The organism is Actinomadura sp. 9N215, from assembly GCF_044326345.1.
In the GTDB taxonomy this organism is placed as follows: domain Bacteria; phylum Actinomycetota; class Actinomycetes; order Streptosporangiales; family Streptosporangiaceae; genus Spirillospora.
On record NZ_JBIRBA010000049.1, the window covers coordinates 1 to 16,726 of the forward strand.

The 16,726-nt window shown below is 77.4% G+C and carries 17 protein-coding genes and 1 pseudogene; 14 read left to right on the forward strand and 4 right to left on the reverse strand.

Annotation, left to right across the window (positions count from 1 at the left end; all coding sequences use genetic code 11):
• From ACH34T_RS42905 to ACH34T_RS42945, 9 genes and pseudogenes are all read left to right on the forward strand, one after another.
• Positions 1-332: pseudogene (locus ACH34T_RS42905) on the forward strand (hypothetical protein); the annotation flags it as partial.
• Between the two features lie 103 nt (positions 333-435).
• Complete coding sequence (locus ACH34T_RS42910) at positions 436-1,512, forward strand: NAD-dependent epimerase/dehydratase family protein (RefSeq protein ID WP_396026772.1); 1,077 nt, start codon at positions 436-438, stop codon at positions 1,510-1,512.
• Positions 1,513-1,549: 37 nt separating this feature from the next.
• Positions 1,550-2,275, forward strand: coding sequence for a glycosyltransferase family 2 protein (locus tag ACH34T_RS42915; RefSeq protein WP_396026773.1), 726 nt, complete (start codon positions 1,550-1,552; stop codon positions 2,273-2,275).
• Positions 2,272-2,982 carry a TIGR04282 family arsenosugar biosynthesis glycosyltransferase gene (locus ACH34T_RS42920; protein ID WP_396026774.1) on the forward strand — a complete coding sequence of 237 codons (711 nt, stop codon included), beginning with the start codon at positions 2,272-2,274 and terminating at the stop codon, positions 2,980-2,982. Before ACH34T_RS42915 ends, ACH34T_RS42920 begins: the two co-directional genes overlap by 4 nt.
• Complete coding sequence (locus tag ACH34T_RS42925; RefSeq protein WP_396026775.1) at positions 2,979-3,605, forward strand: class I SAM-dependent methyltransferase; 627 nt, start codon at positions 2,979-2,981, stop codon at positions 3,603-3,605. The genes ACH34T_RS42920 and ACH34T_RS42925 overlap by 4 nt, the downstream gene beginning before the upstream one ends.
• On the forward strand, positions 3,575-4,786 hold the full coding sequence (locus tag ACH34T_RS42930; protein WP_396026776.1) for a molybdopterin-dependent oxidoreductase: 1,212 nt from the start codon (positions 3,575-3,577) through the stop codon (positions 4,784-4,786). Before ACH34T_RS42925 ends, ACH34T_RS42930 begins: the two co-directional genes overlap by 31 nt.
• Complete coding sequence (locus ACH34T_RS42935) at positions 4,783-5,193, forward strand: hypothetical protein (RefSeq protein WP_396026777.1); 411 nt, start codon at positions 4,783-4,785, stop codon at positions 5,191-5,193. The genes ACH34T_RS42930 and ACH34T_RS42935 overlap by 4 nt, the downstream gene beginning before the upstream one ends.
• Positions 5,190-6,566: a hypothetical protein gene (locus ACH34T_RS42940; RefSeq protein ID WP_396026778.1), complete on the forward strand. Its 1,377-nt coding sequence runs from the start codon at positions 5,190-5,192 to the stop codon at positions 6,564-6,566. The genes ACH34T_RS42935 and ACH34T_RS42940 overlap by 4 nt, the downstream gene beginning before the upstream one ends.
• Before the next feature lie 88 nt (positions 6,567-6,654).
• On the forward strand, positions 6,655-7,359 hold the full coding sequence (locus tag ACH34T_RS42945) for a DUF6058 family natural product biosynthesis protein (RefSeq protein ID WP_396026779.1): 705 nt from the start codon (positions 6,655-6,657) through the stop codon (positions 7,357-7,359).
• Between the two features lie 21 nt (positions 7,360-7,380).
• Here the strand turns inward: ACH34T_RS42945 and ACH34T_RS42950 are convergent, their stop codons facing one another.
• Positions 7,381-8,139, reverse strand: a complete 759-nt coding sequence (locus tag ACH34T_RS42950) for an SDR family oxidoreductase (RefSeq protein ID WP_396026780.1) — start codon at positions 8,137-8,139, stop codon at positions 7,381-7,383.
• Positions 8,140-8,209: 70 nt separating this feature from the next.
• Between ACH34T_RS42950 and ACH34T_RS42955 the strand changes: the two genes are divergently transcribed.
• Positions 8,210-9,121 carry a LysR family transcriptional regulator gene (locus tag ACH34T_RS42955; RefSeq protein ID WP_396026781.1) on the forward strand — a complete coding sequence of 304 codons (912 nt, stop codon included), beginning with the start codon at positions 8,210-8,212 and terminating at the stop codon, positions 9,119-9,121.
• 148 nt (positions 9,122-9,269) lie between these two features.
• The gene (locus ACH34T_RS42960; protein ID WP_396026782.1) at positions 9,270-9,716 is read left to right on the forward strand and encodes a DoxX family protein; all 447 of its coding nucleotides are present in this window, start codon (positions 9,270-9,272) and stop codon (positions 9,714-9,716) included.
• 19 nt (positions 9,717-9,735) lie between these two features.
• On the opposite strand, the gene ACH34T_RS42965 is transcribed toward ACH34T_RS42960, so the two are convergent.
• Positions 9,736-10,740: an SgcJ/EcaC family oxidoreductase gene (locus ACH34T_RS42965; RefSeq protein WP_396026783.1), complete on the reverse strand. Its 1,005-nt coding sequence runs from the start codon at positions 10,738-10,740 to the stop codon at positions 9,736-9,738.
• Between the two features lie 123 nt (positions 10,741-10,863).
• Complete coding sequence (locus ACH34T_RS42970; RefSeq protein WP_396026808.1) at positions 10,864-11,847, reverse strand: 3-oxoacyl-ACP synthase III family protein; 984 nt, start codon at positions 11,845-11,847, stop codon at positions 10,864-10,866.
• Positions 11,848-12,162: 315 nt separating this feature from the next.
• On the opposite strand from ACH34T_RS42970, the gene ACH34T_RS42975 reads away from it, so the two are divergent.
• From ACH34T_RS42975 to ACH34T_RS42985, 3 genes are all read left to right on the forward strand, one after another.
• Positions 12,163-13,182 (forward strand): ACP S-malonyltransferase, encoded by a 1,020-nt coding sequence (locus ACH34T_RS42975; RefSeq protein WP_396026784.1) that lies wholly within the window; start codon positions 12,163-12,165, stop codon positions 13,180-13,182.
• Between the two features lie 99 nt (positions 13,183-13,281).
• Complete coding sequence (locus ACH34T_RS42980) at positions 13,282-15,135, forward strand: acyl-CoA dehydrogenase (RefSeq protein ID WP_396026785.1); 1,854 nt, start codon at positions 13,282-13,284, stop codon at positions 15,133-15,135.
• 248 nt (positions 15,136-15,383) lie between these two features.
• Positions 15,384-15,959, forward strand: a complete 576-nt coding sequence (locus tag ACH34T_RS42985) for a TerD family protein (RefSeq protein WP_138650437.1) — start codon at positions 15,384-15,386, stop codon at positions 15,957-15,959.
• Between the two features lie 231 nt (positions 15,960-16,190).
• On the opposite strand, the gene ACH34T_RS42990 is transcribed toward ACH34T_RS42985, so the two are convergent.
• The gene (locus tag ACH34T_RS42990) at positions 16,191-16,631 is read right to left on the reverse strand and encodes a RidA family protein (protein ID WP_396026786.1); all 441 of its coding nucleotides are present in this window, start codon (positions 16,629-16,631) and stop codon (positions 16,191-16,193) included.
• Between the last annotated feature and the right edge of the window lie 95 nt (positions 16,632-16,726).

Sequence of the window (16,726 nt, forward strand, 5' to 3'; positions counted from 1 at the left end):
GCTTCCGGGACGCACTCGACCTACCGCCCGACGACCCGTCCACCGGCCCGTCCGGCGGATCGTCCGGCGGATCGTCCGGCGGATCGTCCGGCGGATCGTCCGGCGGATCGTCCGGCGGGGCGGCTGAGGGGGCGTCCGGGGGGTCGGCGATCGTGTCGGTGGAGGTGCCGGACGGCGCCGCCGAGACGCTGCGCGCCGGCGGGGTGATCGCCTCGGTGCGGGCGGGACGGCTGCGCTGCTCGTTCCACCTCAACGCCACCGAGGCCGACGCCGACCGGGCCGCCGCACTCCTCGCCCCGCTCCTGCACCGGGCGGGCCGCCGCCGACGCTGAAATCGTGACAAGGACCGAAGAAGTCCTTACGAGGTCCGAACGAGATGCCGCGCCGGGCCCGTCCCTCCCGGCGGCGGCGCGCGCGGCGGCCTACGTTCGTCGCATGAACGTGCTGCTCACCGGGTCGGCCGGTTTCATCGGCTCGCACATCGCCGAGGCCCTGACCGGCGCCGGCCACCGCGTCCGCGGCCTGGACCTGCGCCCCGACGCGCTCGGCGGTCCGGCCGCCGACGTCCGCGACGCCGCCGCCGTGGCGCGGTCGCTGGACGGCGTGGACGCCGTCTGCCACCAGGCCGCCAAGGTCGGGCTCGGCGTCGACGTGTCCGACCTGCCCGCCTACGCCTCCGCCAACGTGCAGGGCACCGCCGTGCTGCTGGCCGAGATGGCCCGCGCGGGCGTGGCCGTGCTGGTCCTGGCGTCGTCGATGGTGGTGTACGGGGAGGGCGCCTACACCTGCGGGCGGCACGGCGACGTCCGTCCAGGGCCCCGCCCGGAGGACGCGCTGCGCGCGGGACGGTTCGAGCCGCCCTGCCCCGCCTGCGGCCGCCCCCTCGCCCCCGGCGCCGTCGCCGAGGACGCGCCGCCCGGCCCCCGCAACGCCTACGCCGACACCAAACTCGCGCAGGAGCACCTCGCGGCGTCGTGGGCGCGGGCGACCGGCGGGACGGTCGCGGCGCTGCGGTACCACAACGTGTACGGGCCGCGGATGCCGCGCGACACCCCCTACGCGGGCGTCGCGGCGATCTTCCGGTCCCGGCTGGAGGACGGGAAGGCGCCGCTGGTGTTCGAGGACGGCGGGCAGCGCCGCGACTTCGTCCACGTCCGCGACGTCGCCCGGGCGAACGTCCTGGCCCTGGAGCACGCCGCGGCCGGGCCGAGGCCGGCGACCCCGCCCGCGCCGCCGGAGCCGGGACCGGTGACGCCGGGGCTGAGGCCGGGCGGGCTGCGCGCCTACAACATCGCCAGCGGCGAGCCCCGCACCATCGGCGACCTGGCCGCCGCGCTGTCGGCCGCGTTCGGCGGGCCCGCGCCGCGCGTCACCGGCGGTTACCGGCTCGGGGACGTCCGCCACATCGTCGCGCGCCCCGACCGGGCCCGCCGCGAGCTGGGATTCCGCGCCTCGGTGACGTTCGCCGACGGGACGGCCGAGTTCGCCCGGCGGCGCGTCACCGGTTCGTAAGGGTCGCGTGGCCGTCACCGAGAGTAGCGTCAGGCTTGTGATCGATGTGGTTCTTCCCTGCCTCGACGAGGCCGAGGCGCTGCCGTGGGTGCTGTCCCGGATGCCCGCCGGGTTCCGCCCGCTGGTGGTCGACAACGCCTCCACCGACGACTCCGCGCGCGTCGCCGCGGACCACGGCGCCCGCGTCGTCGCCGCGCCGGACCGCGGCTTCGGCGCCGCCTGCCACCGGGGGCTGCTGGCCGCCCGCACCGAGGTCGTGTGCTTCATGGACGCCGACGCGTCCCTGGACCCGGGCGAGCTGCCCCGCCTGGTCGCGGCGCTGACCGCCCTCCAGACCGGCGGCGCGCAGGGGCCGTCGCCGGAACCGGCACCCCCTCCGGCGCCCGCGCAGCCGGAGGCGGTGCCGGGGCTGGTGCTGGGGCGGCGGCGGCCGTCCGGGCGGGGCGCGTGGCCGCCGCACGCCCGGCTCGGCAACGCCGTCCTGGCCCGGTCGCTGAACCGGCGCGCCGGCACCCGCCTGCACGACCTCGGGCCGATGCGCGCCGCCCGCCGCGACGCGCTGCTCGCGCTCGGCGTCGCCGACCGCCGGTTCGGCTACCCGCTGGAGACGGTGCTGCGCGCCGCCCGCGCCGGGTGGCGGATCGGCGAGATCGACGTCGCCTACCGGCCCCGCACCGGCGCCTCGAAGGTGACCGGCACGCTCGGCGGGACGGTCCGCGCCGTCCGCGACATGCGCCGCGTCCTGACGGAGATCGCCCCATGACCGGCCCCATGACCGGCGCCATGACCGGCCCCATGACCGGCCCCATGCGCCGCACCCCGACGGGCGCGCCGGACGCGGACCTGATCGTCATCGCCAAGGAGCCGGTGCCCGGCCGCGTCAAGACCCGGCTGACGCCCGCGTACACGCCCGCCGAGGCCGCCGCGCTGGCCGAGGCGGCGCTGCGCGACACCCTCGCCGCGGTCGCCGCCGCCCCGGCCGGGCGCCGCACCCTCGCGCTCGACGGCGCGCCCGGGCCGTGGCTGCCCGCCGGGTTCGCCGTGGCCGCGCAGCGCGGCGGCGGCCTCGACGAGCGCCTGGCCCACGCGTTCGACGACGCGTGGGCGGGCCGTCCGCTGGTGCTGATCGGGATGGACACCCCGCAGGTCACGCCCGCGCTGCTCGCCGCAGCCTGCCGGGCGCTGCGGCGCCGTGACGCGGTGTTCGGCCCGGCGTCCGACGGCGGGTTCTGGCTGCTCGGGCTGCGGCGCCCCGCCCCCGCGCTGCTGCGCGGCGTGCCGATGTCGCGGCCCGGCACCGGCGCGGCGCAGCTGGCGCGGCTGCGCGCCGCCCGGCTCGACGTCGCCGCGCTGCCCGAGCTCACCGACGTCGACACCCCCGCCGACGCAGCGGCCGTCGCCGCCGCGGCGAAGGGGACCCGGTTCGCGGCCGCGGTGCGCGACCTCGGCGTCAGGACCGTCCCGGCATGATCGGCGCACTGTACGAGGAGGCGCTGCGGGGCCGCGCGCCCGTCGAGATCGAGCACGCCGACGGGCGCCGCCGGCCGCTGCCCGTCCAGGACTGGCTGGCGGCCGACCGGCCCGGCGACCGCGGGCTGCTGGCCCGCTGCGAGGGCGCGACCCTGGACGTCGGGTCCGGGCCCGGCCGCCTCACCGTGGCGCTGGCCCGCCGCGGCGTCCCGGTGCTGGGCATCGACCTGGCCCCGGCCGCGGTCGCGCTGACCGTCGCGGCGGGCGGGCCGGCGCTGTGCCGGGACGTGTTCGGCCGCGTCCCCGGCGCCGGGCGGTGGCGCACCGCGCTGCTCGCCGACGGCAACATCGGCATCGGCGGCGACCCCGCCGCGCTGCTGCGCCGCGTCCTGGCACTGGTGGCGCCCGGCGGCCGGGTCCTGGCGGAGGTGGACCCGCCGGGCGCCGCGCCCCGCGTGGAGCCGCTGCGGCTGCGGTCGGGACACGCGGTCGGCGAGTGGTTCGCCTGGGCGCACGTGCCCGCCGACGCCGCCGCCGCACTCGCCGCGGCGTGCGCGGCGACCGTGACCGACGTGTGGGAGGATGCGGGCCGATGGTTCGTCGCCCTGCGCCCCGCGCGCTGAGGCGCCTGCTCGCGGCGCCGGCCGGGCTGTTCGCGGTGCTGGCGCGGCTGCCGGGACGGTTCACCAGCCGTCTGCACGACGAGCGGGTCGCGGCATGGCTGGGCCTGGCGCTGGGGATCAGCTTCCTGTCGGCGTTCACGACCGGGCTGATCTCCCACTTCATGCAGCACCCGCCCGGCTGGGCGCAGTGGCCCTCGCGTCCGGTGAACCTGTACCGGGTCACCCAGGGCGTCCACGTGATCGGCGGGCTGGCGACCGTGCCGCTGCTGCTGGCCAAACTGTGGACCGTCTACCCGAAGCTGTGGCAATGGCCGCCGGTGCGGTCGGCGGGGCACGGGGCACGGCGGGTGCTGGTGCTCGTCCTGGTCGGCGGGGCGCTGTTCCAGTTCGCGACCGGGGTGCTGAACATCGCCTACTGGTACGCGTTCCGGTTCCCGTTCACCACCGCGCACTACTGGACCGCCTACATCGTGATCGGGGCGCTGCTCATCCACGCCGCCTACCAGTGGCCGAAGGTGCGGCGCACCGTCCTGACCCGCCGCACGGTGACGACGCGCAGCACGGTGATGACGGGGCCGCAGGACGCGGTGGAGCGCCGCGCGTTCCTGCTCACCGTCGCCGGCGCGAGCGGCGTGATCGCGGCCGTCACCGCGGGGGAGGCGTTCGCGCCGCTGGCGCGGCTGGCCGTGCTGGCCCCGCGCCGCCCCGGCCTCGGGCCGCAGGGCCTGCCGGTCAACAAGTCCGCGGCCGCCGCCGGGGTGACCGCAGCCGCCCGCGATCCCGGCTGGCGGCTGACGGTGACCGGCCGGGTCCGCGCGGACCTCGTCCTGACCCTGGACGGGCTGCGCGCCCTCCCGCAGCATTCGGCGCGGCTGCCGATCGCGTGCGTGGAGGGGTGGAGCGCCGAGGCCGACTGGCGGGGCGTGCGGCTGCGGGACCTGCTGGCCATGGCCGGCGCCGACGACGACGCGCCGGTCCGGGTGGAGTCGCTGCAGCGCGGCGGGATCTACCGCACCTCGCGGGTCGACCCGCCGCACCGGCACGACCCGCTCACCCTGCTCGCCCTGGACCTGGCCGGCGAGCCGCTCACCCTCGACCACGGGCACCCGTGCCGCCTGATCGCGCCCAACCGGCCCGGGGTCATGCAGACCAAATGGGTGCACCGGCTGGTGGTCCTGTGAAGATCGCCGTGTACGGGGCGGGGCTGGCGCTGATCGCGGTGGGCGTGCGCGGGATCGTCCTGCACGTCGACGCCGTCGCGTGGCTGGCGTGGTTCGCGGGCGCGGCGGTCCTGCACGACGGCGTGCTGGTCCCGGTGGTGCTCGCGGCGGGGCTGGCGACCCGGCCGCTGCCCGCCGCACCCCGCCGCGCCGTCCGCGCGGCGCTGATCGTCGCGGGCTGTGTGACGGCGGTGGCGCTGCCGCTGGTCCTCGGGTACGGGCGGCGGGCGGACGAGCCGTCCCGGCTGCCGCTGCCCTACGGACGCAACCTCGCGATCGTGCTGGGTCTGATCGCGGCGGCCGCCGCCGTCGCGGTCGCGGTCCGCGCGGTCGCCGCCCGCCGGGCCGCGCGGAGGCCACGGACGTGACCCTCACCGACGCGCGCGCCCGCGCCGCGGCCACCGGTGAAGGCCGGGGCTCGCGGCACGGGCGGGTGGCGGTCGCGGTGTGGGCGGCCGGGATCGCGGCGGCGTTCGCGGCCGGCTGGTACCTGCGCCGCGCCGGGCTGGCCACCGAGGACCCGCTGCCCCCGCTGCACGCCCACGCCCGGGCGTGGCCGCCGACGTGGCGGCTGCTGCCCGCGGCGGCCGTCGCGGCCGCCGGGGTGGCCGCGCTGCCGGTGCTGGCGGCGCGGCTGCCGTGGCGGGTTCTGCTGCCCGCCGCGTGGGCGTTCGCGGCGGCGTGGACGGTCGCGCTCGCCGCCGCCGACGGCTGGGACGCGCTGTCCCGCCCCCTGGACGCCCCGACCGAGTACCCGGCGGGCCTGGCGCAGCTGCGCCCCGACCCCCTGGGCTGGGTGGACACCTTCGCCGAGCGGCTCGGCGGCTACACCACGCACGTGCGGGGGCATCCGCCGCTGCCGACGCTGGTCCTGTGGGCGCTGGAGGCGGCCGGTTTCGGCGGCACCGGCTGGGCGGCGGCGTTCCTGGTCGCGGCGGGCACGTCCGCGGCCGCGGCGATCGCGGTGACCGTGCGGGCCCTGGCCGGTGAGCGGGCGGCGCGGGCGGCGGTGCCGTTCCTGGTCCTGGCGCCGCTCGCGCTGTGGGTCGCGACCGCGATGGACGCGTTGTTCCTGGCCGCGGGCGCGTGGGGCACGGCGCTGCTCGCGATCGCCGTCCACCACCGCCGGATCGGGGTGCGGGCGGCCGGGGCCGCCGCCGCGGGCGGGGCGCTGCTGGGCTGCCTGCCCTACCTGAGCTACGGGCTGCTGCCGCTGTTCGCGGTGCCGCTGGCGGTGCTGGCGCTGACCCGTCCGCGCGCGCGGACGGTCGCGGCCGCCGCGGCGGGGCTGGCGGCGGCGCCGGTCGCGTTCACGCTGCTGGGGTTCTGGTGGCCGGACGGCGTCCGCGCCACCCTGGACACCTACCTGATCAGCCGCGGATCCGCGCAGCGCTCCTACGCCTACTTCGCCACCGCGAACCTGGCCGTCCTGGGCCTGCTGACCGGCCCGGCCGTCGCGCACGCGCTGCCCCACGCCGCCGGGGCCCTGCGGCGCGCGGCACGGGCGCGTGCCGCGGCCCCGGCGGCGAGGGTCGCGGCGCTGGCCGGGGCGGCGCTGCTGGGCGTGCTCGTCCTGGACGCCTCCGGCGTGACCAGGGGCGAGGTCGAGCGGATCTGGGTGCCGTTCGCCGCGTGGCTCACCCTCGCCGCGTCGCTGCACCGCCCCCCGGCCCGGGCCTGGCTGGCGGCGCAGGCGGCGACGGCGCTGGCCGTCCAGGCGCTCGTGCTGTCCCCCTGGTGACCACCGCCAACGCGCGACGCCCCGCGCGGCACCCCGACGCGGGGACGTTTCGGTGGGCGCCGAAACGACCTCGGGCTAGCGTCGGCGCATGGACGACCCCACCCTGAGGACGCGGCTCGCCGAGCGGTTCCGCGAGGTCAACGGCGACCATCCGATGTCGGCGGCCGACGACGCCTACGCCACCGCCTGGTACGCCGACCTGGAGGAGGTGTGCCGCGCCGCCGGCCGCGACCCCGCCGGCGTCCGCCGGACGATGCTGGACGGCCGGCTCCCGCTGCCCTCCTACCTGCGCTCCGACGGCGCCGAGATGGTCCCGCGCGACCTGTTCGCCCTCGCCGACCGGGCCGGCGGCGCCGACGCGCTGCACGGCTGGTTCGTCGCGCAGTGGGACGACCCCGCCGCGGGGGAGCGGGAATGGGCCGCCTACCTCAGCGGACAGTACGTGTGCCTGCGGACGGTGTCGCCCGCGACGATCCAGCGCAAGGACGCCCTCGTCACCGCGATCACCGCCGCGACCGCCTCCGCCGCAGCCTCCGCGTCCAGCTCCGGGATCGGCGATCCGGACGTGGGCACACCCGCGTGGACGCTCCGCCTGCACGCCCTGGTCGACGAGCTGGACGCCCTGGAGCCGCCGTTCACCGCCTACGACCGGCTGCGGTTCGGCGGCCCGGTCTCCCGCGACGTGTGCATCGACGCCGTCCGCGCCCGCCACCCCCGCCCCTCACCCGACCCCGCCGCTGGCACCGGCACCGGCGTCCGCCCGGGCACCGGCCAGGCGCCGAGCCGCGCCTGACGGCTCACCCACGCACACGGCTCACCACGGGACGGGGCCGTCGTCGTCGAAGAAGCCGCCGGTGGGGCCGTCGTCGTCCAGTGTGGCGAGCCGGATCGCGATGGCGGCGCCCTGCTCGGCGGTGCGCGTGATCGTCCGTCCGGTGGCGCGGGTGAACTCGGCGGTGAAGTCGGTCGCGCACGCGCCGGGCGCGGCGGCGTTGACCAGGATCCGCGCCGCCCGCAGCCGTTTGGCGTACTGGATCGTCAGCATGTTCAGCGCCGCCTTCGAGGCCGGGTAGGCGGCCGAGCCCGGCAGGTCCCGGAAGTAGTGCCCCGGGTCGGTCATGTGGGTCATCGAGGCCGTCCCGCTGGAGACGTTGACGATCCGCGCCGCGGGCGACTCGCGCAGCAGCGGCAGCATCGCGTTGGTCACCCTGATCACCCCGAACAGGTTGGTGTCGAACACGCGGCGCACGACGTCGAGGTCGGCCTCGTCCGGCGGGTGCAGCGCGCCGCCCGAGACGCCGGCGTTGTTGACCAGCACGTCCAGCCGCCCGGCCGACGACGCGACCTCGCGGGCCGCCGCCCCGGCCGAGGCGGGGTCGGTGACGTCGAGGACGACGGCGCGGGCGTCGTGCCCCGCCGTGCGCAGCGACGCGGCCGCCTTCGCGCCCAGGTCCGGGTCGCGGGCCCCGATGAACACGGTCATGCCGCGCCCGGCCAGGCCCTCGGCGACGGCCCGGCCGATGCCCTTGTTCGCCCCGGTCACCAGGGCCGTCGTGATGGTGGATGCGTCCATGCGCACAGCACACCACCGGCGGCGCCGCGCGCTCCAACACCGATCCGGCCCCGTTCAATACCCTGCCGGTATGGACGTGGTGGAGACGCGGGAACTCGCCTACTTCCTGGCGGTCGCGCGGGAGTTGCACTTCGGGCGGGCCGCCGAGCGGCTGGGCATCGCGCAGCCGCCGCTGTCGCGGGCGATCGCCCGGCTGGAGCGCCGCCTCGGCGTGACGCTGCTGGAGCGCACCAGCCGCAGGGTCGCCCTCACCCCGGCGGGGGAGACGCTGCTGGCCGAGGGCGCCGCCGCGCTGGACGCCGTCACCGCGGCGGTGCGCCGGACGCGGCGGGCCGGGCGGGCCGGGGACGGCGGGCCGCGGCTCGTCCTGGCGATGAAGCCCGGCGGGGACGGCGGCGGGCTGCTCCCGGCGATCCTGGCCGCCTACGAACGCGAGCCCGGCGCGCTGCCGGTGGAGATGCTGTTCGGGTACGGGGCGGCGCAGGCGCTGCGCGACGGCCGCGCCGACGCCGCGCTGCTCTACGCGCCGCGGCAGGACCTCACCGGCCTGGCCGCCGAGGAACTGCTGGAGGAGGACCAGGTCGCCGTCCTGCCGAAGGCGCACCGGCTGGCGCGCCGCGCCGAGGTGTCACTGGCCGACCTGGACGGCGAGCCCCGCCCGCGGCTCGCGAACGCGCCCGACCCGGCCGACCCGCCGGGTGGGCCCGCGGGCAAGCAGGCGGACGGCGCAGCGGACGGGCCGCGGGTGCACGACGCCGGTCAGCTGATGCAGCTCATCGCGCTGGGCCGCGCCGTGGCGGTGCTGCCCGCGTCGGTGCGCGGGCTGCTGCGCGACGACCTGACGGCGGTCCCGGTGCGGGACGCGGCCCCGACCACGCTGGTGCTGGCGTGGCCCGAGACGTCCCGGTCCCGCGCGCTGGCGGCGTTCGTGCGCTCCGCGGCCGCCGTCGCCGCCGACTTCACCGCCTCCGGCCTGCGCTGAGTCGAAGCCGACTTCACCGCCTCCGGCCCGCGCTGATGCGCCCGCCAGAAAAACGTGAAGAAAATCCGGGCGGGATGTCGATCCGGCGCGCGCCCGCGCGACGCGTCGGTGAAAGGCCGATGAGACACCGCACGGAAGGACCACCGCCATGACCGCCGCCCACACCCTCACCGCCACCGCGCCCGCCGCCGCCTCCTCGGGGGGACGGCCCGTGCTGCGCAAGGTGCTGTGGGGCCTGCAGATCTTCCTGGCCGCGTTCCTGTTCTTCGCCTCCGCGCTGCCCAAGTTCGCCGGGCAGGCCGAGGCCGTGAAGACCTTCACCGAGATCGGCTGGGGGCAGTGGTTGCGGTACGCGACCGGCGCCGTCGAGGCCGCGGGCGCGGTCGGCCTGGTCGTCCCGCGGCTGGCCGGGCTCGCCGCGGCCGGGCTGGTCGCCCTGATGGGCGGCGCCGTCCTGACCCAGCTGCTGGTGCTGGAGCCGGTGTGGAGCCTGCTGCCCGCCGGGGGCGCGGTGGTGTTCGCCGCCGTCGCCCGGGACCGGCGCGCCGAGTCCCGCCGGGTCCTGCGCTCGCTGGGCCGCGCCCTCGGACGCTGACCCCCCACCGTCGTGGACGTCACGCGTCGGGCTGTTCCGGCGGGAGGAGGGCGCGCAGCTCGGCCGTGAGCGCGGCCGCGTCGCCCGGACGGCCGTGGTAGGCGGCCGGAGTGGTCTGGAAGAGCGCGACGCGCCACTCGTCCAGGAGCCGCGAGGCGGTGACGGTCTGCACGGCGTTGGCGTCGGGGTCGAGGTCGGTGGAGCCCGGCGGGACCATCCCGGCGACGGCGTGCAGCACCGCGGCGCCCGGGCCGATCAGCCGCACGTCCCGGATCGCGGCGACGTAGCGGGCGGTGGGGTGCTCGGCGAACACCGCGTCCATCCGCGCGGCGATCTCGTCGCGGCCGGCGTGCAGGCTGCCGTCGAACCCGACCGACACGCCGTCGTCGCGGAACGACTCGGCGAACGCGCGGCCGTCGCGGGCGTTCCAGCCGTCCAGGATCCGCCGGTACAGGTCGCGGACGGCGTCCAGGCCGCCGAGCCGGGCGGCGTAGCGGTCGTGGTGGACCTGCCAGCGGCCGGTGGTCCAGTTCGCCCAGTCGACGCGGGCGCCGTCGAGGGCCTCCTCCAGGTAGTCCAGGTGCACGTGCCAGCCCGCCATGGTCTGGACGAGGTACTCGCCGGGCAGCCGGACGTCGCTGGTGAACACCAGATGCGTCCCTTCGGGTGCGGCGGCCAGCTCCCAGCGGAGCCGGCCGTGGATGTCGGAGTCCAGCTCAAGCAGCCGCGGCGGGTCGAACGCGGTGACGCTGCCGCGCGCGACGGGCCGCTCGGCGGGGTCGGCGGCGTTGAGCCAGCGCAGCTCGAACTTGCCGCCCACGGCGGGTTCCAGGTCGGCGTCGGCGAGCCACGCCGACAGCTCGGCGGGGTCGGTCAGGGCCCGCCAGACCCGCTCGGGCGGATGCCGCAGGCGGCGCTCGAACCGCAGCAGCGTGCGCCCGTCCCGGTGCACGGCCGTGCCGTCCGCGGCGGCGCCGTCCGGTGCGGTGCCGCCCGTGCCGCTGCCGGTGTCGTCGGTGGTCATGTGTCGTCCCTGCCTTTCCTCGGTCGCGTTCCGGCCCGGCCGCGCGCGGCCGGCGCGCGACCGGACGGCCACACCACCGAACATAACCTCCTTCGCATATAACTTGCAAGGCATGAACAGGGGTCAGGGGGACGGCGGCCAGGTGATGAGGGCGTGCCCCCAGGTGACGCCGGCGCCGAACCCGGCGAGCAGGACCAGCTCCCCGGCCGCGATCCGGCGCGTCCGCACGGCGCGGTCCAGGGCGTAGGGAAGGCTGGCCGCGCCGATGTTGCCGACGTCGTGCCCGGCGATCGCCAGCTGCGCCTCCTCCAGCCCGGCCTCGGCGGCCAGCGAGGCGACCAGCCGCGGGTTGGGCTGGTGCGGGACGACCAGCGCCAGGTCCGCGGGCTTGATCCCGGCGGTCTCGGACGCCTCGGCGACCAGCCGCGGGAAGATCCCGGCGATGAAGTCGCGCACGGCCCGCCCGTCCATGTGGATGGTGTGACCGAGCCCGGCGAGGGTGCCGGCGCTGGCGGGGGAGCGGCTGCCGCCCGCGGGGATGAGCACGTCGCCGGCGCGCGAGCCGTCCGACCCGAGCGTGACCGGGCCGATCCCGTACGGCCCGGCGACGGGCCCGATCACCGCGGCCGCGGCGCCGTCGCCGAACAGCGCGGCGGTGGCCCGGTCGTCGCCGTTGAGGAAGCGCGAGTACACCTCCACGCCGATGACCAGCGCGTACGGGGTGGGCCCGCGCTGGGCGGCGAGCCAGCCGAGCGCGGCCTGCAGCCCGTAGACGAACCCGGTGCAGGCGGCGGAGACGTCGAACGCGGCGGCGCGGCGCGCGCCCAGCAGCGCCTGCACGCGGCAGGCGGTGGACGGGCCGAGCTCGTCGGGCGTGGAGGTGCCGAGCACGATCAGCCCGACGTCGGCGGCGGTGACGCCCGCGGCGCGCAGCGCGCGGCCGGCGGCGGCCGCGGCCAGGTCGGAGGCGGCCTGCCCGGGCGCGGCGACGTGCCGCTGCCGGATGCCGGTGCGGCGCTCGATCCAGGACGGGTCCAGGCCCAGCGCGCGCGACACCTCCTCGCTGCGCACCTTCCGGACGGGCAGATATGCCCCCGTTCCCAGTATCGACCATCCTTTTTCGCCGCTATTCGTCCGTCCGTAATCGGGCCGGTGATGGCGTGGGCGCCGCTCGGGCAGGATCATCTCTCGCTCCCCTCGGCCGGCGTCGCCGCCGGTCGTCACTGGTCGGGCCGTCCGGCCGGCTCCGCTGCCCGCCCCCGGGCCGCCGCGGGCGCGTGACGTGCGCACACCACCGACGGTTGCCAGACCGATCCCACGAGTGAATAATCCCATTTCAGGGTTTATGTTCCATATCTATGAGCTAAGCGGCCTTTATCCGAATAGAGAAGAGAGCCTTCCTTCGAGGTAAGGAGACCCCCGGTGTTCTCTGATCCGAATCCGGCCGATGAGCTCAAACCCGACGACGCGTGCGCCTTCCTGTACGCCGGCACCGGCTCGGCCGGGACCCCCGACCTGCCCGCGCTGGCCCGGACCGGACGCGGCGCCGCCCGCGCCGTCGCCGACGTCCTGGACGCCGTCCAGGAAGGCCTGCCGCGTACCCGCTGGCCGTCGCTGCGCGCGATCCTGCTGGAGGATCCCGCCGCCTACCGCGCGGCGGCGCGCGCGCCCGGCGTCGCCCAGCTGGCCGGATACGCCGCCTCCGTCGCCGCCGACCGGGCGCTGCGCGCGAACGGCGTCCAGCCCGCCTACGCCGTCGGGCAGAGCTTCGGGGAGATCGCCGCGCTCGTCGGCGCGGGCGCGTTCGCGATCGCCGACGGCGCCCGCATGGCCGTCAGCCTCGTCGGGGTCCTCGCCCGCCGCGGCCGCGGCGGCGGCATGGGACTGCTGGAGGACGGCGAGGACGGCGCCCGCGCCGCCATCGACGCCGCCGCCGAGCCGCGGGTCGTGATCGCGAGCCTGAACGCGCCGTCCGCGACCGTCCTCGCCGGTCCCGCGGGGCCCCTGGAGCGGGTTCTGGACGCCGCCCGCGCCCGGGGGGTGCGGGCGGTGCGGCTCGCCGTCCCCTACCTGTCGCACCATCCCGCGATGGCCGGCGCCGACGACGAGTGGTACACGATGATCCGCCGCTACCCCCAGCGCCCGCTGGAGCTGCCCGTGCACTCCCCGGTGCGGGGCCGCGCCTACCGCGACGGCGACGACCTGCACCGCGCGCTGGCCGACTGCATCGTCAGGCCCGTGCGGCTCCCGGCCGCGCTGCGCGCCGTGCACGCCGCCGGCGCGACCGTGTTCGCCGAGGCCGGCGCCGGGAACGCGCTGTGCCGCTGCGCGCGGCTGACCCTCCCCGGCGCGCGGACCCTGACGCCGCTGCGCGACCGCCCGCACGACGGTCCGGGCGGCGGCCGGGGCGCGGGCAAGGCCGAGCCCACCGCCCGCCCCTGACACCCGAACGCCCCGGAACGCACCCGAACGCGCCTGAACACCCCCAACGCCTGAACCGTCGTGTGCGGCCCGAGCGGGCCGAGGAAAGGATCGATCGCCGTGGAGACCTTCACCGCAGCCGTCCCCGACGAGGGCCTGCTCGGCTTCGTGCGCGGCGCGTCGCCGGACGCCGGGACCCGGGCGCGGCTCGCCGAGGCCGTCCCGGACGAGTTCTTCGCCTACCCCGGCGGGCTCACCGCCCGCGACCACCAGGCCCTGACCTACGCGCGGCTGCGGCACGCGGGCCTGGCCGCGCCGCCCGCGGCCGAGCTGCTGGACGACCCGCCCGCGCTGTGCGCGCTGCTGGAGCGCGCCGCGATCGCCGACCCGGCGCTGTTCCACGTGATGCTGCTGCACTACACCCTGGCGCTCGGCCCGATCCTGCGGTTCGGCGCCGCCCAGCTCGCCGCGGGTGAGGGCGCCGAGGGCCGGGGGGTCCGGGAGGCGCGGGACGCGCTCGCCTCGATGGACTCGTTCGGGACCCTGCTGATGACCGAGGCCGGGCGCAGCAACAGCCACCTGTCGCCGCGCACCATCGCCCGCCACGACCCCGCGACGGGCGGGTTCGTGCTGACCACCCCGGACGCGCAGGCCGCCAAGTTCCCCACCAGCACCGCCCACCCGACCGTCCCCAAGACCGCCGCCGTGTACGCCACGCTCGTGCACGGCGGCGCCGAGCGCGGCGTGTTCGTGTTCGTCGTGCCGCTGCGGGGGCCGGGCGGCGAGGTCGCGCCGGGCGTGCGGGTCGTGGACGCGCCGGAGACGACCGGGCTGCGGGTCGACTACGCCGCCGTGCTGCTGGACGACCTGCCCGTGCCCTACGGGGCGTGGCTGCGCGACGGGGCGTCCATCGGCGCCGGCGGGTCCTTCCACGACCCGGCCGGGTCGGCGGCGGCGCGGCTGACCCGCTCGATGGGCATCGCCCCGGCGGTGTGGCGGGCCGTGATCTCCGCGTGCGCGGCGATCACGCGGGCGTCGGCGGGGACGCTGCTGGCGCACTCGGCGGGCCGTGCCACACTCGGGCGGCTGGCGCCGCGGCGCCCGCTGACCGACTACCGCAACCAGCAGGAGGCGGTGCTGGGCGCGCTGGCGGCCGGGTACGCGCTCACCGCCGTCGCCGGGCACGTCAAGACCGCCCGCACCGCCGCCGACGCGGGCCCCGCCGCCGGGGGCGGGCCGGAGACGGCGTGGGCGCCGTGGTCGGCGGTCGACCGGGACCTGGCGCTGCTGAAGGCGGCCGCGACCGTCCAGGCGCAGGAGACGGTGTCGGCGTGCCGGGTGCACAGCGGCGCGCCCGGGTTCGCCGCCGTCGAGCGCCTCAACGCCTACCGGGGCCTGGCGCACGCCTACCAGAACGCCGGCGGCGACAACGAGCTGATCCTCTACGACACCGCCCGCGCGATGGCCGACCTGGACCGCTACGCCCCGCCCGACCCGGGGGCGGGCCCGCCCGACGGCGGCGACCTGGCGTCCCCGGGCGTGTGGCTGTTCCTGGCCCGCGACGCCGAGCGGCGCATGCGAGACCGGCTCGCCGCGCGCGTCACCGCCGCCCGCGGCGGCGGCGACGGACACCGGCAGGACCCGTTCACGGCGTGGAACGGCAACCTGGCCCTGGCGGCGCGGACGGCATCCGCCTGCGCCGACCGGATCGTGCTGGAGATCGTCTGCGCCGCCGCCGAGTCGGGCCCGGCGGAGCTGCGGCCCGTGCTGGGCCTGCACGCCCTGAACATGCTGGAGCGCCGCGCCGCCGACCTGCTCAACGAGGGCGCGGCGCCGCCGGGGTTCCTGGACGAGGTGTGGGCGGCGCGGCGGCGGGCCTGCGACGAACTGGCCCCCCGCGCGGGCGCGCTGGCCGCCGCGTTCGAGCTGCCCGCCCCGGTCACCGCCCCGACCGCGTTCCTCACCGCCCCCTGACCGGGCCCCGCGGCCCCTCCCGGCGCTCCAGTGGCCTTCGGGGCCGTCCGCGGGGCGGTCCGCGGGGCGTCCACCGGACGGGCGGCAGGCGGAAACAGGCCCCGGAACCGGCGAAGAAACCGCACGCCACGCCGTGAGTTTGCCAAGGAGGCGGGGGAACCCGCGCGATGTGGCTACCGTTCTCGTTAGACAGACGAACACGCGCGGGTGACAACAAGCCCGCACGGGCCGATACGGAGGTAGACACAGTGGGAGTCAGTCTGAGCAAGGGCGGCAATGTCTCGCTGACCAAGGAGGCTCCAGGACTGACCGCCGTCGTGGTCGGTCTGGGCTGGGATGTGCGGACCACGACCGGGACCGACTTCGACCTGGACGCCAGCGCGCTGGTGTGCTCGGCGGAGAACAAGGTGCTGTCGGACCAGCACTTCGTTTTCTTCAACAACCTCAAGAGCCCCGACGGCTCGGTGGAGCACACCGGCGACAACCTCACCGGTGAGGGCGAGGGCGACGACGAGCAGATCAAGGTCAGCCTGTCGACGGTCCCGGCCGAGATCGCCAAGATCGTGTTCCCGGTGTCGATCTACGACGCGGACGGCCGCCAGCAGAACTTCGGGCAGGTCCGCAACGCGTTCATCCGGGTGGTGAACCAGGCCGACAACAGCGAGATCGCGCGCTACGACCTGTCGGAGGACGCCTCGACCGAGACCGCGATGGTGTTCGGCGAGCTGTACCGCAGCGGCGAGGAGTGGAAGTTCCGCGCGGTGGGCCAGGGGTACGCCTCGGGCCTGTCGGGCATCGCGTCCGACTTCGGCGTCAACGTCTGACGATCGTCTGAGGGGCCGGCCGGGGGCCGGCTCCGTCCGGGCGCCGGCGCCGTGTGCGCCGGCGTCGCAGCGCCGGAGCCCGAACGTGCGGCGGGGCGTCCCGGGGATCCGTCCCCTGGACGCCCCGTTTCGCATGCGGCCCGGCGGACACACGCGAACAGCTGGCACGGCCGACGGGCTCGGTCAGCGGGCTCGGTCAGCGGGCGAGACCCGGTCAGCAGGCGGGTGCGGTCAGGCGGGGCGTCCGGCGGCGGGGACGACGGCGAGGGCCTCGATCTCGATCAGCAGGTCGTCGCGGACGAGGCGGGACACCTCGATCAGCGACGCGGCGGGCGCGACGCCCTCGGGGACGAACTCGGCGCGCACCGCGCGGACCACGCCGACGCCGCCCGCGTCGCGCAGGAAGTACCCGAGCCGCACGACGTGCTCCCATCCGGCGCCGGCGCCGGTGAGCGCGGCCTGCAGGTTGGCGAACACCTGCCGGGTCTGGGCCTCCAGATCCCCGGCGCCGACGAGGTTCCCGGCGGCGTCCAGCGCGATCTGGCCGCTGACGACGACCAGCCGGCCCGGGACGTCGACGCTGATCACATGGCTGTAGCCGGGGCCGGGGGCCAGGCCGGGCGGATCGTCCTGGCGGATGCCGGTGCCGGCGCGCGGATCGTTGACGGTCACAAGATCACGATACTCGCGCCGGTCTCCGCCGGGGCCGGGGCCGGGCCGGGCCTCGTGGGGTCCGGTGTGCGGTCCGGCGGGGGTCCGTGCGGCGG

What these genes read in the sequence shown, in the direction of transcription:
- ACH34T_RS42945 (WP_396026779.1), top strand. Translation starts at nt 6,655, where the DNA reads ATGGACGACCCCACCCTGAGGACGCGGCTCGCCGAGCGGTTCCGCGAG.
- ACH34T_RS42925 (WP_396026775.1), top strand. Translation starts at nt 2,979, where the DNA reads ATGATCGGCGCACTGTACGAGGAGGCGCTGCGGGGCCGCGCGCCCGTC.
- ACH34T_RS42955 (WP_396026781.1), top strand. Translation starts at nt 8,210, where the DNA reads ATGGACGTGGTGGAGACGCGGGAACTCGCCTACTTCCTGGCGGTCGCG.
- ACH34T_RS42950 (WP_396026780.1), bottom strand. Translation starts at nt 8,139, where the DNA reads ATGGACGCATCCACCATCACGACGGCCCTGGTGACCGGGGCGAACAAG.
- ACH34T_RS42920 (WP_396026774.1), top strand. Translation starts at nt 2,272, where the DNA reads ATGACCGGCCCCATGACCGGCGCCATGACCGGCCCCATGACCGGCCCC.
- ACH34T_RS42930 (WP_396026776.1), top strand. Translation starts at nt 3,575, where the DNA reads ATGGTTCGTCGCCCTGCGCCCCGCGCGCTGAGGCGCCTGCTCGCGGCG.
- ACH34T_RS42960 (WP_396026782.1), top strand. Translation starts at nt 9,270, where the DNA reads ATGACCGCCGCCCACACCCTCACCGCCACCGCGCCCGCCGCCGCCTCC.
- ACH34T_RS42910 (WP_396026772.1), top strand. Translation starts at nt 436, where the DNA reads ATGAACGTGCTGCTCACCGGGTCGGCCGGTTTCATCGGCTCGCACATC.
- ACH34T_RS42965 (WP_396026783.1), bottom strand. Translation starts at nt 10,740, where the DNA reads ATGACCACCGACGACACCGGCAGCGGCACGGGCGGCACCGCACCGGAC.